Annotated in this window: 13 protein-coding genes; 5 read left to right on the plus strand and 8 right to left on the minus strand. The window is 66.8% G+C overall.

All coding sequences use genetic code 11. The annotated features are described in order from the left end of the window. Positions 1–150 precede the first annotated feature (150 nt). Genes ACFZCE_RS05880 through ACFZCE_RS05895 form a run of 4 tightly spaced genes read left to right on the plus strand, consistent with a single transcriptional unit; the run spans position 151 to position 4,186 of the window. Positions 151–1,137 (plus strand): tripartite tricarboxylate transporter substrate-binding protein, encoded by a 987-nt coding sequence (locus ACFZCE_RS05880; RefSeq protein WP_390936933.1) that lies wholly within the window; start codon positions 151–153, stop codon positions 1,135–1,137. A 48-nt stretch (positions 1,138–1,185) separates the two neighbouring features. After that, a complete protein-coding gene (locus ACFZCE_RS05885) occupies positions 1,186–1,644 on the plus strand; it encodes a tripartite tricarboxylate transporter TctB family protein (protein WP_390936935.1) in 459 nt (152 codons plus the stop codon). Between the two features lie 3 nt (positions 1,645–1,647). After that, positions 1,648–3,162, plus strand: a complete 1,515-nt coding sequence (locus ACFZCE_RS05890) for a tripartite tricarboxylate transporter permease (RefSeq protein ID WP_390936936.1) — start codon at positions 1,648–1,650, stop codon at positions 3,160–3,162. Continuing rightward, positions 3,155–4,186 carry an AbrB family transcriptional regulator gene (locus ACFZCE_RS05895; protein WP_390936938.1) on the plus strand — a complete coding sequence of 344 codons (1,032 nt, stop codon included), beginning with the start codon at positions 3,155–3,157 and terminating at the stop codon, positions 4,184–4,186. The genes ACFZCE_RS05890 and ACFZCE_RS05895 overlap by 8 nt, the downstream gene beginning before the upstream one ends. Here the strand turns inward: ACFZCE_RS05895 and ung are convergent, their stop codons facing one another. Beyond that, positions 4,187–4,885, minus strand: a complete 699-nt coding sequence (ung, locus tag ACFZCE_RS05900) for a uracil-DNA glycosylase (protein WP_390936940.1) — start codon at positions 4,883–4,885, stop codon at positions 4,187–4,189. A 126-nt stretch (positions 4,886–5,011) separates the two neighbouring features. Between ung and ACFZCE_RS05905 the strand changes: the two genes are divergently transcribed. Continuing rightward, on the plus strand, positions 5,012–6,127 hold the full coding sequence (locus ACFZCE_RS05905) for a 3-hydroxyisobutyryl-CoA hydrolase (RefSeq protein WP_390936942.1): 1,116 nt from the start codon (positions 5,012–5,014) through the stop codon (positions 6,125–6,127). On the opposite strand, the gene ACFZCE_RS05910 is transcribed toward ACFZCE_RS05905, so the two are convergent. The 7 genes from ACFZCE_RS05910 to ppc all read right to left on the minus strand — a co-directional run bounded on the left by ACFZCE_RS05910 (position 6,124) and on the right by ppc (position 13,864). Further along, a complete protein-coding gene (locus ACFZCE_RS05910) occupies positions 6,124–6,570 on the minus strand; it encodes a hypothetical protein (protein WP_390936944.1) in 447 nt (148 codons plus the stop codon). The genes ACFZCE_RS05905 and ACFZCE_RS05910 overlap by 4 nt on opposite strands. Positions 6,571–6,718: 148 nt before the next feature. Next, positions 6,719–7,378 carry an extensin family protein gene (locus tag ACFZCE_RS05915; RefSeq protein ID WP_390937496.1) on the minus strand — a complete coding sequence of 220 codons (660 nt, stop codon included), beginning with the start codon at positions 7,376–7,378 and terminating at the stop codon, positions 6,719–6,721. 30 nt (positions 7,379–7,408) lie between these two features. After that, positions 7,409–8,266 carry a DUF72 domain-containing protein gene (locus ACFZCE_RS05920; RefSeq protein ID WP_390936945.1) on the minus strand — a complete coding sequence of 286 codons (858 nt, stop codon included), beginning with the start codon at positions 8,264–8,266 and terminating at the stop codon, positions 7,409–7,411. 2 nt (positions 8,267–8,268) lie between these two features. Next, entirely contained in the window at positions 8,269–8,580 is a 312-nt protein-coding gene (locus ACFZCE_RS05925; RefSeq protein WP_390936947.1) for a hypothetical protein, read from the minus strand. A gap of 161 nt (positions 8,581–8,741) precedes the next feature. Continuing rightward, positions 8,742–9,410, minus strand: a complete 669-nt coding sequence (gene tsaB, locus ACFZCE_RS05930; RefSeq protein ID WP_390936949.1) for a tRNA (adenosine(37)-N6)-threonylcarbamoyltransferase complex dimerization subunit type 1 TsaB — start codon at positions 9,408–9,410, stop codon at positions 8,742–8,744. 989 nt (positions 9,411–10,399) lie between these two features. Next, positions 10,400–11,047 (minus strand): adenylate kinase, encoded by a 648-nt coding sequence (gene adk, locus ACFZCE_RS05935; RefSeq protein WP_390936951.1) that lies wholly within the window; start codon positions 11,045–11,047, stop codon positions 10,400–10,402. A 186-nt stretch (positions 11,048–11,233) separates the two neighbouring features. After that, positions 11,234–13,864, minus strand: a complete 2,631-nt coding sequence (gene ppc, locus ACFZCE_RS05940; protein ID WP_390936952.1) for a phosphoenolpyruvate carboxylase — start codon at positions 13,862–13,864, stop codon at positions 11,234–11,236. Positions 13,865–13,876: the final 12 nt, after the last annotated feature.

Raw genomic sequence — 13,876 nt, forward strand, 5'->3', positions numbered from 1 at the left:
CGGAGTTTACCGAGGTTCCCTGCCGGGGGAAGGGTTATGACAAAGTGTTTCCATTGAAAGGCTGCTGAAAGGTTCGCCGGGTAGGTTCGCCCTACGGCCCTTCCATGGGCCCCACCGATTCGCACAAAAACAACAAGACTCGGAGATGTCATGAAGACCTTCCTGCGCCCCCTCGCACTGGCCATCGGCTGCGCCCTGTTCACCCAACCGCTGCTGGCCGCCGACGAACCCAAACGCCCTGAATGCATCGCCCCGGCCTCACCTGGCGGCGGCTTCGACCTCACCTGCAAGCTGGCGCAAAGCGCGCTGGTCGACAGCAAGATCCTCAGCAAACCCATGCGCGTGACCTACATGCCCGGCGGCGTCGGCGCGGTGGCCTACAACGCGGTGGTGGCCCAGCGCCCAGGCGATGCCGGCACCCTGGTGGCGTGGTCCAGCGGCTCGCTGCTGAACCTCGCCCAAGGCAAGTTCGGCCGTTTCGACGAGAACGCCGTGCGCTGGCTGGCGGCGGTCGGCACCAGCTACGGCGCCATCGCGGTGAAAAAGGATTCGCCCTACAAAAACCTCGACGACCTGGTCCAGGCCCTGAAAAAAGACCCCGGCAACGTGGTCATCGGCTCGGGCGGCACCGTCGGCAGCCAGGACTGGATGCAAACCGCGCTGATCGCCAAGGCCGCCGGCATCGACCCGCGCAAGCTGCGCTACGTGGCCCTCGAAGGCGGCGGCGAAATCGCCACCGCGTTGCTCGGCGGCCACATCCAGGTGGGCAGCACCGACATCTCCGACTCCATGCCGCACATCGAAAGCGGTGACATGCGCATCCTCGCGGTGTTCTCCAAAGAGCGCCTCGATGAACCGGCGATGAAAGACATCCCCACCGCCAAAGAGCAGGGCTACGACATCGAGTGGCCGGTGGTGCGCGGCTTCTACCTGGGGCCGAAGGTCAGCGACGAAGACTACGCCTGGTGGAAGGCCTCGTTCGACAAACTGCTGGCCTCGGATGAATTCGCCAAGCTGCGCGACCAGCGCGAGCTGTTCCCCTTCGCCATGACCGGCCCGGAACTGGACACCTACGTGAAGCAACAAGTCGCCCAGTACAAGGCGCTGGCCCAGGAATTCGGCCTGGTCCAGCAGTAAACCGGCTTCTGCGCCCGCTGGCCGGGCGCGCTCGCGGAGAGTCTCATCATGCTCGTACAACGCCTGTTCGCGGCGGCCCTGCTGGCCGTGTGCGCGGGCCTGGCCATCATGGCCTGGCCCTACCAAGCGCCGTTTTCCTATGAACCGGTAGGCCCGCGCGCCTACCCCCTGCTGATGCTCGGCCTGATGGCCGTGGCCCTGCTGTACCTGCTGGTGCGCCCCACCGCCATCGCCCACAGCGAGGATGAACCCCCGCTGGACCGCGCCACCCTGACCAAGATCGGCGCCTGCACCGTGCTGCTGCTGGTGTTCGCCGGGCTGTTCGAGCCGCTGGGGTTCATCCTCAGCAGCGCGCTGATCGGCATCCCGATGGCGCGCCTGTACGGCGGCAAATGGCTGCCCAGCGTGGTGATCGTCGGCGCCATGAGCGTGCTGCTCTATGTGCTGTTCGACCGCGTGATGGATGTACCCCTGCCGATGGGCGTGTTGAGCGTACTGGAGAACTGACCGATGGACACTTTAAGTTACCTGGGCCAGGGCTTCGGCGTGGCCCTCACACCCTACAACCTGGTCACCGCGCTGAGCGGCACCCTGATCGGCACCGTGGTCGGCCTGCTGCCGGGCCTGGGCCCGATCAACGGCGTGGCGCTGTTGATCCCCATTGCCTTTGCCCTCGGGCTGCCGCCGGAATCGGCGCTGATCCTGCTGGCGGCGGTGTACCTGGGCTGTGAGTACGGCGGGCGGATCAGCTCGATCCTGCTGAACATCCCCGGCGAAGCCTCGACCGTGATGACCACCCTCGACGGCTACCCGATGGCCCGCCAGGGCCTGGCTGGCGTGGCGTTGTCGCTGTCGGCCTGGAGCTCGTTCATCGGTGCGTTGATCGCCACCTGCGGGATGGTGCTGTTCGCGCCGCTGCTGGCCAAATGGGCGATCGCCTTCGGCCCGGCGGAGTACTTCGTGCTGATGGTGTTCGCCATCGTGGCGCTGGCCGGGATGGCCGGCAACCGCCCGCTGAAAACCTTTATCGCGGCGCTGATCGGGTTGTTCCTGTCGGCGGTGGGCATCGACGCCAACAGCGGCGTGTACCGCTTTACCGGCGACAACATCCACCTGGCCGACGGCATTCAGTTCGTGGTGCTGGTGCTGGGCTTGTTCTCGATCAGCGAGATCTTCCTGCTGCTGGAGAAAACCCACCACGGCCATGCCGCGGTCAAGGCCACCGGGCGCATGCTGTTCAACCTCAAGGAGGCCGCCTCGGTGGCGATGGTCAACCTGCGCTGCGGCCTGCTCGGGTTCATCATGGGCGTGCTGCCGGGCGCTGGCGCGACCCTGGCCAGCGCCGTGGCCTACATGACCGAAAAACGCCTCGCCGGTGCCAGTGGCACCTTCGGCCAAGGCGACAAACGCGGCCTGGCCGCGCCGGAAACCGCCATCGGCGCCTCGGCCTGCGGCGCCCTGGTGCCGATGCTGACCCTCGGCGTACCCGGCTCGGGCACCACCGCGTTGATGATCGGCGCGCTGACCCTCTACAACATCACCCCCGGCCCGTTGCTGTTCCAGCAGCAGCCAGACATCGTCTGGGGCCTGATCGCTTCGCTGTTCGTCGCCAACGTGATGCTGGTGATCCTCAACATCCCGATGATCCGCATCTTCACCCGCATCCTGGCGGTACCGAACTGGGCGCTGGTGCCGGTGATCGCGATCATCACCGCGATCGGCGTATACGCGGTGCACGCCACCACCTTCGACCTGTTCCTGATGGTCGGCATCGGCATCTTCGGCTACATCCTGCGCAAGCTCGATTTCCCGCTGTCGCCGCTGCTGCTGGGGTTCATCCTCGGTGGGCTGATGGAGCAGAACCTGCGCCGGGCGTTGTCGATCTCCAACGGTGAAGTGAGCATCCTCTGGAACAGCCCGATCAGCATCGGCGTGTGGGTGCTGGTGGCGCTGATGCTGGCGATGCCGGTATTGCGCATCTGGCGCCAACGCCGCAAGGCCCGCCGCGCGCTGGCCAGTGCCTGAGGCGCGGGGCTGGTACGCCACACCCTTCGTCGGGCTGGCCGGCGGATGGCTGGCCAGCCTCGCCGGCTGGCCGCTGCCCTACATGATCGGCGCGCTGCTGGCGGTGATCCTGGTGCGCTGCCTCAGCCCCTGGCAACTGAAGGAAATCCCCCACGGGCGCAAGCTCGGCCAGTGGGTGGTGGGCATCGGCATCGGCCTGCACTTCACCCCGGCGTTGATGGAGCAGGTGCTCGCCCACTGGGGCCCGGTGCTGCTGGGCGCGGTGATCACCACCGCCTCCAGCGTGGCCGGGGTGTGGCTGATGCTGCGCACCGGTGAAGACCGCCCCACCGCGTTTTTTGCCAGCATGCCGGGCGGCTCGGGGGAGATGGTCAACCTCGGCGCGCGCAACGGCGCCCAGCTCGGCCCGGTGGCCGCGGCGCAAAGCCTGCGGGTGCTGGCGGTGGTGCTGTGCGTGCCGGCGCTGTTCAAATTCCTGCTCGGCGAAGGCCAGCCCGCGGCCGCGGCGCTGCCGGTGCTGTGGCCGTGGCTGGCGCTGTTGTTCCCCGGCGGCGCGCTGCTGGCACTGGCCTGGCAACGCCTGGGCCAGCCCAACCCCTGGCTGTTTGGCCCGCTGCTACTGGCCGCCGCGGTGGGCGTGGGCTTCGCCCCGCACACCCGCCTGCCCGACGGCGCCAGTGCCTTCGGCCAATGGCTGATCGGCAGCGGCCTGGGCTGCCACTTCACCCGCGAGTTCTTTCGCAAGGCGCCGTCGTTCCTGGCGCGCACCCTGCTCGGCACGGCGTTGACCATGGCCCTGGCGGCGCTGGCGGCGTGGTTGATCAACCTCGCCACCGGGCTGGACCTGCGCTCCCTCACCCTGGGGATGATGCCCGGCGGGATCGCCGAAATGAGCCTGACCGCGGAAACCCTGGGGCTGGCGGTGCCGTTGGTGACGGCGATGCAGGTGGTGCGGTTGTTTCTGGTGTTGTTTTTGGCCGAGCCGGTGTTTCGCTGGTGGCAGCAACGCCCGGCCCGGGCTTGATCAAACGGTTTCCGGCAAACGCCAGTCCACCGGCGTGCGCCCGTGGTCAACCAGAAAGCGATTGGTATCACTGAAATGCCCATTGCCCAGGAACCCCCGGTGCGCCGACAGCGGCGAGGGGTGCGGCGAGGTGAGCACCTTGTGCCGGGTGGTGTCGATCAGCTTGCGCTTGCTCTGGGCGTGGGCGCCCCAGAGCAGGAACACCACTCCTTCGCACTGGCTGTTGACCGTTTCGATCACCCGGTCGGTGAAGGTTTCCCAACCGCGCTTGGCGTGGGAGGCGGCCATGCCGCGCTCCACCGTGAGGGTGGTGTTGAGCAGCAACACACCCTGCTCGGCCCAAGGCTGCAGGTAACCGTGGCGGGGGATGTCGAGGTTCAGGTCGCGCTTGAGCTCTTTGTAGATGTTCACCAGCGACGGCGGCGTGGCCACCCCGGGCTGCACCGAGAAGCACAGGCCATGGGCCTGGCCGGGGCCGTGGTAAGGGTCTTGGCCGAGGATCACCACCTTCACCTGGGGCAGCGGGGTGAGGTTCAGGGCGTTGAATATCAATGGGCCGGGTGGGTAGATCTCTTTGCCGGCGGCCAGCTCCTGGCGCAGGAAGTTGCGCAGCTCGGCCATGTAGGGTTGTTCGAATTCGCCGCGCAGGGCCAGCTTCCAGCTCTCTTCGAGCTTGATGCGATCGTCTTGGGAGGTCATGGGAGTATCCGTGTGCAATGCCGGGCACGGTAGGTAACCGCGCCACGGCTGTCAATCCGACCGGTACCGCGCATAGCGGGCCGGGGCCATCCATACTGGGGCAGTACCCATGCACACGAGCCCACGATGAACCTACTACTAGAAGAACTCAGCGGCGCTAACGGCGCACGCCTGGGCATCGCGACCCTCAACGCGGAAAAAACCCTCAATGCCCTGACCCTGCCCATGATCGAAGGCCTGCTCGGGCAGTTGCGCGCCTGGGCGAACAACCCGCGCATCACCTGCGTGCTGCTGCGCGGCAACGGCGCCAAGGCGTTCTGCGCGGGCGGCGACGTGGTCGGGCTGGTGCAGGCCTGCCGTGCCCGGCCGGGTGAAGTACCGGCCTTCGCGGCGCAGTTCTTCGCTGCCGAATACCGCCTCGACCACGCCCTGCACGTGTTCGAAAAACCCCTGCTGTGCTGGGGCCACGGCTACGTGCTCGGCGGCGGGCTGGGCCTGTTGCAGGGCGCCGGGGTACGGATCGTGACGCCCAGCAGCCGCCTGGCCATGCCGGAAATCAGCATCGGCCTGTACCCAGACGTGGGCGCGGGTTGGTTCTTGCCGCGGCTGCCGGGCAAGCTGGGGCTGTTTCTCGGCTTGACCGGGGCCCAGGTCAACGCCAGCGATGCCCTCGCCCTGGGGCTGGCCGACCGCTTGCTCGGCGAGGCGCAACAAGACGCATTGATCGACGGCCTGCTGCAATTGAACTGGCAAGACCAGGTGCCGCAGCAATTGAACAGCCTGCTGCGCGCGCTGGAGCACCAGGCCAGCACGCCACGCCCAGAGGGCCAGTGGCTGGGCCACCGCGTACTGATCGACGACGCCCTCGACGTGGCCGATGCCAGTGCCGCCTACAAGGCCATCGCGCGCTGGCAGCAGCACCCGGCGGCCGAACTGGCCAAGGCGGCGGAGAACCTCGCCAAAGGCTGCCCATTGACCGCGCGGCTGTGGTGGCAGCACTACCACCGCAGCCGGCGGCTGTCAGTGGCCGAGGTGCTGCGCATGGACTACGCCCTGAGCCTGAACTGCTGCCGCCACCCGGAATTCGCCGAGGGCGTGCGGGCGCGGCTGATCGACAAAGACCACAGCCCGCACTGGCACTGGCCAGACCTGTGCGGGATTCCCGCCACGGTGGTGCAAGCGCACTTCAGCAAGGTCTGGGAGGGCCGCCATCCGCTGGCGGACCTGGGTTCGTACGCTTAGCGCCGGCCACCACGGCCCGGGCCGTCACCGGGGCCACCTGGGCCGCCGGGGCCGTGCCCATGGTCGTGGTCGTCACGGCCGCCACCATGCCACTGCGGCGGTGGGCCTGGGGGCGGGCCGGGCGGGCGAAAACCCGGGCGTGGCCCGCCGCCCCAGCCTGGGCCTGGGCCATGGCCCCAGCCCGGTGGTGGTGGGCGGTAGGCCGGCGGTGGTGGCGGGCGGTAATACACCGGCGGCGGCGGTGGCGCGTAGTAGCGCGGCGCCGGGCGCACGTAGTAACCGCCGTTGTAGTAGCTGCCGGGGTAGCTGTTGTAGCCGCTGCCGTAATACACGGTACTGCTGCTGTACACCTGCGGGCTGGTGCCGTAGCCGTCATAGGTGTCATAGGCACAGCCGGCCAGCGGCAGGCTGAGTAACAGAATCTTCAGGATGGACTTATACATGGCGGCCTCCTGGACCGCGGGACGGGGCCCGGCGGGGCCTGTTCAAGGCGCTCGCCGGTACCTCCTATGACCGGGTTATCGGGTGCCAGTGCCCTTACTTTCAAGGGTTTACACAACCTTTACCGATGTAAAAACGCTGTTACATAGCTTACCGGCAAAGCCCCCAACCGCCCATGTCGAGATGAAAATGGTTGCGGTGGGCGGCGTTGTAGTCGGGCCCCAACACGCCATTGAAGGCCTCACAGGCGCCGGCCTGCATCAGCCGCAGAAAACGCCCCTGCTCGCCCTGGTTCCAGCCTTGTTCCACGCTGATACGGCGGCCATCGGCCAGGCGCACCGCGCTGATGTCCAGCGCGTTGGCGCTGGCGTGCTGGCTCAGCCGCCCCTGCTGGCGGTGGTACACGTTGCGGCAGGCAAAGCTGCCCAAGTGCTCCACGCTCACCACCGGCTGGCCAAACACCGCCTGCGCGGCCGTCTGCAGGCCATGGCGCTCGAACAGCGCGAAGCTCACCGCCAACGGGCAACTGGCCAGGAAGCTGCTGGAAAACCCCACCCCGGCACGTTGCACCCGCACCACGTTGTGCAGCGGGCAGCGGCCGTTGCTGTCTGCCTGCGGGCTGTACACCACGCCGCCGCTGGCCAGGGCCTGCCGGCACAGTTCAGGGCTGGCGGCCAGGCGCGCCAGCTTGAAGCGCGTGAGCAGGTTGGGGGCGGCGTTGATGTCCAGCGGCGCCCAAGGGTTCCAGCGTGGCGGCAGTTCCAGCCAGCCGCGCCACAGCGCCAGGCCGAGCAGGCCCAGTAGCGCCATCAGGCTCAATAGGGTTCTCACAGGGGGCCCTCAAAGCAGGCCGAGTTGTTCGCCCTGCGGGTTGCGTTCCACTACCGGTAAGGCCGGCAGGCCAGGCAAACGTTCCCTCAAGCGCTGGTGGAAGCGCTGGGCCAAGGCCGGGGCGTGGCGGTTGTCGGCGGTGTGCAGGAACACGTAGGGCGTGCGGCCGTCTTCGATCCACTCGGCCACCTTGGCCACCCACGGGGTGAGAAACCCTTCGTTGGCCTCCACCTGCGGGTGGCCGATAAAGCGCACCTGCGGCGCCTGGCTGAAGGCGGTGGGCCGCGGCGGCACCCGGGGCTTCTTGCCTTGGGCGTCCAACACCGCCGGGGCCTGGGAGGTGCAACTGAACAATGCCCGGGGGTCGAGGCAGATGCGCTCTACGCCGCGTTCGAGCAGCAGCCGGTTCAGCGCGCGCTCGGCCTCGCCCTTGGCAAAGAAGCTGCCGTGGCGCACTTCCACCGCCACCGGCACCCCGACCGCGTCGATGAACGCCGCCAGCTCGCCGAGGCGCTGCGGGCCGAACGGCGCCGGCAGTTGCAACCAATACGGCGCAACCCGGCCGCCCAGCGGTGCCAGCAGGCGGGTGAATTCATGGGCGGCGACCAGGTTATCGCGCAGGTCGCCTTCGTGGCTGACGTCGCGCGGGAATTTCGCGGTGAAGCGAAAGCCCGCCGGCATGGCCTCGGCCCAGCGCTGCACGGTAGTGGGGCTGGGGCGGGCATAGAAGGTGGTGTTGCCTTCGACGGCGTTGAACACCTCGGCGTAGTGGCCAAGAAAATCCGCGGCGCGGGCGGTTTCGGGGTAGAAGCCTTCACGCCAGGCGGCGTCGCTCCAGGAGGGGCAACCGAGAAAATAAGGCAGCACAGTCAGATGTGAACGTCGAGCCCGAGCACTTCACCGTCCCATTCGACGAACCCGGCGGTGGTCATGTAGCTGTCCAGTGCCTCGGACACCCGGGTGCTCAGGGTGCGCTGGAAGGGGTCGTCGTGCTGCTGGCGGCTGCGCGCGCGCACAACCGCCACACCGCGGCCACTGCTGGCCTGGCGCTGCACCGGTTGTTCGATTTCGACCTCGGCCTCTACCCCGTCGATGACACCGTCATCGTCGACCCGCACCAGCCCTTTGCGTGGCTTGCGCTTGACGGGATAGGAATGCGAGGAAAATCCGTCTACGCGCATACACGTCACTCAATCAGATGATGGCAATTTAAAGGCACAGCCTGTGCCTGACGCAATTGCCCTGTGCTAACTGGACCACATTTATGACCAAAGGTTTATAGCCGCCCGGCGAGCCGTGAGCAAAACGTCACAAAAAACCCAGGTTTTCGACGGGTGGTGGCTTATTTGGCCTTGGGCGTGGCCACATTGTCACGCAGGTACACCGGCAGCGCCTCGTCGGCCACCACCGCTTCGCCACGGGCCCAGGCGAAGCCAGCCAGGGCCAGCACGTCTTCGGCGTGGGGCAAGGCTTGCGCGTCGCACGCCTGTACCCGCGCCGCCAAACGCTCAGCATAGCCCCAGCCGGTACCGGCGCCGAACCACTCGCCGGCCGCCGGCAAGCTGACCGCGCCCGGGGGCAACACAGCCTCCAGGCCCTGCAGGCGCATTTCACCGGCCTGCTCGGCGTAGCAGCCCCAGTACACCTCATCCATGCGCGCGTCGATCGCCGCCGCCACCTGGCGCACGCCGTGCACCCGCCACGCGCCCTGGGCCAAGGCCGCGAGGTTGGAGGTGGGCAGCACCGGCCGGTCAAGGCCGAACGCCAGGCCCTGCACCACGCCAATGGCGATCCGTACCCCGGTAAAGGCACCGGGGCCACGGCCAAAGGCAATGGCGTCGACCGCGCTCAGGCCGATACCGGCCTCGGCGACCAGGCGCTGGATCATCGGCAGCAGCTTTTGCGCGTGCAGGCGCGGGGCCACCTCGTAATGGCTGAGCACGCGGCCGCCGTGTAGCAGGGCAACGGAACAGGCTTCGGTCGCGGTGTCCAGGGCCAGCAGGGTGGTCATTGCAAGGGGCTCGGTGAGTTGAAAAAAGGGCAGTGATTATAATCGAGGCAGGCACCCACGCACACCCGCCGCTTACCGAGCATTCTGAGCCCCAGAAACACTCCTAAAATTTACTTACGATTCAATTAGCTAATCGCCGGTCCCGGCTGATCCACCTATGGAAAAATGGCCCGCTATTTGAGCCTGCGGGGAATTCCGGGTTGCCGTTCATACTCGATCTACCAGCGGACACTTTGGTCGGGAATCCGTCAGGAGGCGAGGTATTCGCGATGGTCCCAACACTCGCAGCACTCAGTCATCCCCCCGGGTTCATCTACCTCCGGGTCGGCAATCACTTTGTGCGAAATGGAGTACCTTCCGGATACGGAGTACGCCATATCTGGGAAGGTAAAAAAACGCTGTTGAGGCGCCGCGGGCTCAGGTCCCCCGAGGACATTGCGCAGTTCATTTCCGGACTTATGGCCCCCGAGGCAGCGCTATACCACGATGCATTTCATAAGAAAGCAAAACACAAACGCGTGACCCTTCTGCACACGGCAGATGGAACGCTGGTGCTAGAGCCTCGCCTGGAGGCACCGCTAGGGTTCCATTATCAAGTGATCACCTGGACCCCAAGGACTCAGCCAAAGGGAACACGGCTAGGGAAAATCTGTACCCTATGGCAATAAAAAAGGCAGCCCGTTACGGGGCTGCCTTGATAGTTACGAGGCATAGTCGCAGCGATCCTTGAGCATCGGGCGTTGAAGCCCTTGGTTCAGAATCCAACTCAATCATCAGCCTATGGGTGGGGCCTATGGGTTGTCCCTATGTCGGTGAGCGCCAGTTCACCGCTGCCAAAAGTCTGGTTGATCAATACTGGAAACCATCACCAGAAATGCGCATTGCAGTCCTCGGCCTTATGGTACCAACCCTCGCCCATGGGCTCAACCCATGCCGCCGCTACAAAAAAGGCCCGCAAGCGGACCTTTTTTTTACACCACCAGCGGCGCTTAGCTCAGCGCCTGCAGCACTTTGGCGGTGATGCTGTCGACCGAACCCACACCCTCGACGCGGGCGTATTTCGGCATGCCTTTCTCGGCTTCGAGCTTCTGGTAGAAGTTCACCAGCGGCTCGGTCTGCTCGTGGTAGACCTTCAGGCGGTTGCGCACGGTTTCTTCGGTGTCGTCCTTGCGCTGCACGAGGTCTTCACCGGTGGCGTCGTCTTTGCCTTCGACCTTCGGCGGGTTGTACACCACGTGGTAGATGCGGCCCGAGCCTTCGTGCACGCGGCGGCCGGCGATGCGCTGGACGATTTCTTCGTCGGCCACGTGGATTTCCACCACGTGGTCGAGCGCGACACCGGCCTGGACCAGGGCTTCGGCTTGCGGGATGGTGCGCGGGAAGCCGTCGAACAGGCAACCGTTGGCGCAGTCAGGCTGGGCGATACGCTCTTTGACCAAGGCGATGATCAGGTCATCGGATACCAGGCCGCCGCTATCCATCACGCTCTTGGCCTTCAGGCCCAGTTCGGTGCCGGCCTTGACCGCGGCGCGCAGCATGTCGCCGGTGGAGATCTGCGGAATACCGAATTTTTCGGTAATGAATTTAGCCTGCGTACCTTTCCCGGCTCCGGGAGCTCCCAGCAGAATGACGCGCATCGATGTGCTCCTCACCTTTGTTATTTGGACAAACACGAACGCCCCCGGGAGAACAACGTAACCCCCTGAGAGCATTCCAGAAATTCGGGTATGGCGACCTCATGAAAATCGCCAAAGGCTGCCCAAGATACACAGCGGGCCACGGCCAGACAAGCCGCCTAAAGTCGCAGGCCCGCGCAGCCCCCCTCAGCCAGTGTTGCGCAGGCCCGCGGCGATGCCGGCCACGGTCACCAGCAGCGCCTGTTCCACCCCGCCGCCCTGCCCCGCTTCGCTGGCTCGGGCACGCGCCAGCAGCTCGGCCTGGAGGCGGTGCAACGGGTCTAGATAGGTGTTGCGCAGGCTGAAGAACTCGCGGGTTTCGGGCATGTGCGCCAGCAGCTCGGCCCGCCCGGTAAGGCCGCCCACCGCCGCCACACACTGCGACAATAGGTCGCGCAGCCGTTCGCCCAGCGGCTGCAGCGCCGGGCTGACCAACCGCTCGTCGTAGAGCCGGGCAATCTCCGCGTCGGCCTTGGCCAGGACCATCTCGAGCATGTCGATGCGCGTGCCGAAAAACGGCCATTGCTCGCGCATCGCCCGCAATACCTCGCCTTCGCCGCGGCCCAGGGCCTGCTGCAAGGCCTGTTCCCAGCCGAGCCAGGCCGGCAGCATCAGCCGGGTTTGGGTCCAGCCGAAGATCCAGGGGATCGCCCGCAGGCTCTCGATGCCGCCCTGGCGGCGCTTGGCCGGGCGGCTGCCCAGGGGCAAACGGCCCAGCTCCTGCTCGGGGGTGGCCTGGCGGAAGTACTCGACAAAGTCGGGGTTTTCCCGCACCACGGCGCGGTAGGCGGCCACGCCGTCGGCGGCCAGCGCGTCCATCACCTGGCGCCACCGCGGCTCGGGCGGCGGCGGTGGCAGCAGGGTGGCTTCGAGCACGGCGGCCAGGTACAGGTTGAGGTTTTGCTCGGCGATCGCTGGCAGGCCGAATTTGAAACGAATCATTTCCCCCTGCTCGGTGGTGCGGAACCGCCCCGCCACCGAACCCGGTGGCTGCGACAGAATCGCCGCGTGGGCCGGGCCGCCACCGCGGCCGACGGTGCCGCCACGGCCGTGGAACAGCACCAGCTCCACGCCCTGCTCGCGGCAAATGCCGACCAGGGTTTCCTGGGCGCGATACTGGGCCCAGGCGGCGGCGGTGGTGCCGGCGTCCTTGGCGGAGTCCGAGTAGCCGATCATCACTTCCTGCGGGCCGTGCAGGCGCGCGCGGTAGCCCGGCAGCAGCAACAGTTGCTGGATCACCGGCCCGGCGTTGTCGAGGTCGGCGAGGGTTTCGAACAGCGGCACCACGCGCATTGGCCGGCCCAGCCCGGCCTCCTTCAGCAGCAGTTGCACCGCCAGCACGTCGGAGGCCGCGCCGGCCATGGAAATCACGTAAGAGCCCAACGAAGCCGCTGGCGCCGCGGCCACTTCGCGGCAGGTGGCGAGCACTTCGGCGGTGTCCGCCGAGGGCTTGAAGTGCCCCGGCAGCAGTGGCCGGCGGTTGTTCAGCTCACTCATCAAGAACGCCACGCGGGCGTCTTCATCCCAGTCGGCGTAGCGGCCCAGGCCCAGGTATTCGGTGATCTCGCTAAGTGCCGAGGCGTGCCGGGTGGAGTCCTGGCGGATGTCGAGGCGCACCAGAAACAAACCAAAGGTGGCCGCCCGGCGCAAGCAATCGAGCAGCGGGCCGTCGGCGATCACGCCCATGCCGCAGGCGTGCAGCGAAGCAAAGCACAGTTGGAGCGGTTCGAGCAGTTCGCGGTTGTGCTGCAGCACCGCCTCGCCCGCGGCCTGGGGCTGGGCCAGCGCGGCCTGGGCCCACTGGCGGGTGGCGCGCAGGCGTTCACGCAGTTGTTTGAGCACGGCGCGGTAAGGCTCCGCGGTGTCGCCGGCCTGGGCGCGCAGCGCTTCGCTGCACTGCTGCATGGACAGCTCGGCGGCCAGGTGGTCGACATCGCGCAGGAACAAGTCCGCGGCCATCCAGCGCGCCAGCAGCAGGACCTCGCGGGTGACCGCCGCGGTCACGTTGGGGTTGCCGTCGCGGTCGCCGCCCATCCACGAAGCAAAGCGCACCGGCGAGGCCTCCAGCGGCAGGTGAAACCCGGTGGCCTCGAACAGCGCCTGGTCGACCTTGCGCAGGTGGCTGGGCACCGCGTGCCACAGCGAATGCTCGATCACCGCAAAGCCCCATTTGGCTTCATCGACCGGCGTGGGCCGGGCGCGGCGGATCTCATCGGTGTGCCAGCCTTCGGCGATCAGCCGCTGCAGGTGCGCGTGCAACGCCTCGCGCTCGGCATCGAGCAGGTCGCGGTGGTCGAGTTGGGCGAGCAGCGCGGCAATCGCGTCGTACTTCTGGATCAAGGTGCGCCGGGCCACTTCCGTGGGGTGGGCGGTGAGCACCAGTTCGATATCAAGCCGCGCCAGTTGCCGGGCCAGGTGTTCCGGGCCATGGCCGGCCTGGCGCAGGCGGCCGAGCAACTCGGCGAGCACGCCGTCTTCGAACGGCGCAGGCTGGCCCGGGTCGCGGCGGCGAATCAACTGGTACTGCTCGGCGATGTTCGCAAGGTTGAGAAACTGGCTGAACGCCCGCGCCACCGGCAGCAGTTCGCTGTCTTCGAGCGCGCCGAGGCGGCTGCTCAGCTGCGCGCCACCGGCGTCGCGGCGGTCGGCTTTGGCGCCGTGGCGGATCAATTCGATTTTCTCGAGAAACTCAGCGCCGTACTGCTCGGCAATGGTGTTGCCGAGCAATTCGCCCAGCAGGTGTACCCGCTCACGCAAGCGCGCGTCGATGACCGTCATGGGTGTTCTCCG

This window comes from Pseudomonas sp. NPDC007930, from assembly GCF_042958985.1.
Taxonomy (GTDB): domain Bacteria; phylum Pseudomonadota; class Gammaproteobacteria; order Pseudomonadales; family Pseudomonadaceae; genus Aquipseudomonas.

Bases quoted from the DNA above. Each gene is read 5' to 3' on its own strand.
- ACFZCE_RS05915 (WP_390937496.1), bottom strand. From the start codon at position 7,378: ATGGCGCTACTGGGCCTGCTCGGCCTGGCGCTGTGGCGCGGCTGGCTG.
- ACFZCE_RS05890 (WP_390936936.1), top strand. From the start codon at position 1,648: ATGGACACTTTAAGTTACCTGGGCCAGGGCTTCGGCGTGGCCCTCACA.
- ACFZCE_RS05880 (WP_390936933.1), top strand. From the start codon at position 151: ATGAAGACCTTCCTGCGCCCCCTCGCACTGGCCATCGGCTGCGCCCTG.
- adk (WP_390936951.1), bottom strand. From the start codon at position 11,047: ATGCGCGTCATTCTGCTGGGAGCTCCCGGAGCCGGGAAAGGTACGCAG.
- ACFZCE_RS05885 (WP_390936935.1), top strand. From the start codon at position 1,186: ATGCTCGTACAACGCCTGTTCGCGGCGGCCCTGCTGGCCGTGTGCGCG.
- ung (WP_390936940.1), bottom strand. From the start codon at position 4,885: ATGACCTCCCAAGACGATCGCATCAAGCTCGAAGAGAGCTGGAAGCTG.
- ACFZCE_RS05910 (WP_390936944.1), bottom strand. From the start codon at position 6,570: ATGTATAAGTCCATCCTGAAGATTCTGTTACTCAGCCTGCCGCTGGCC.
- ppc (WP_390936952.1), bottom strand. From the start codon at position 13,864: ATGACGGTCATCGACGCGCGCTTGCGTGAGCGGGTACACCTGCTGGGC.
- ACFZCE_RS05905 (WP_390936942.1), top strand. From the start codon at position 5,012: ATGAACCTACTACTAGAAGAACTCAGCGGCGCTAACGGCGCACGCCTG.
- ACFZCE_RS05925 (WP_390936947.1), bottom strand. From the start codon at position 8,580: ATGCGCGTAGACGGATTTTCCTCGCATTCCTATCCCGTCAAGCGCAAG.
- tsaB (WP_390936949.1), bottom strand. From the start codon at position 9,410: ATGACCACCCTGCTGGCCCTGGACACCGCGACCGAAGCCTGTTCCGTT.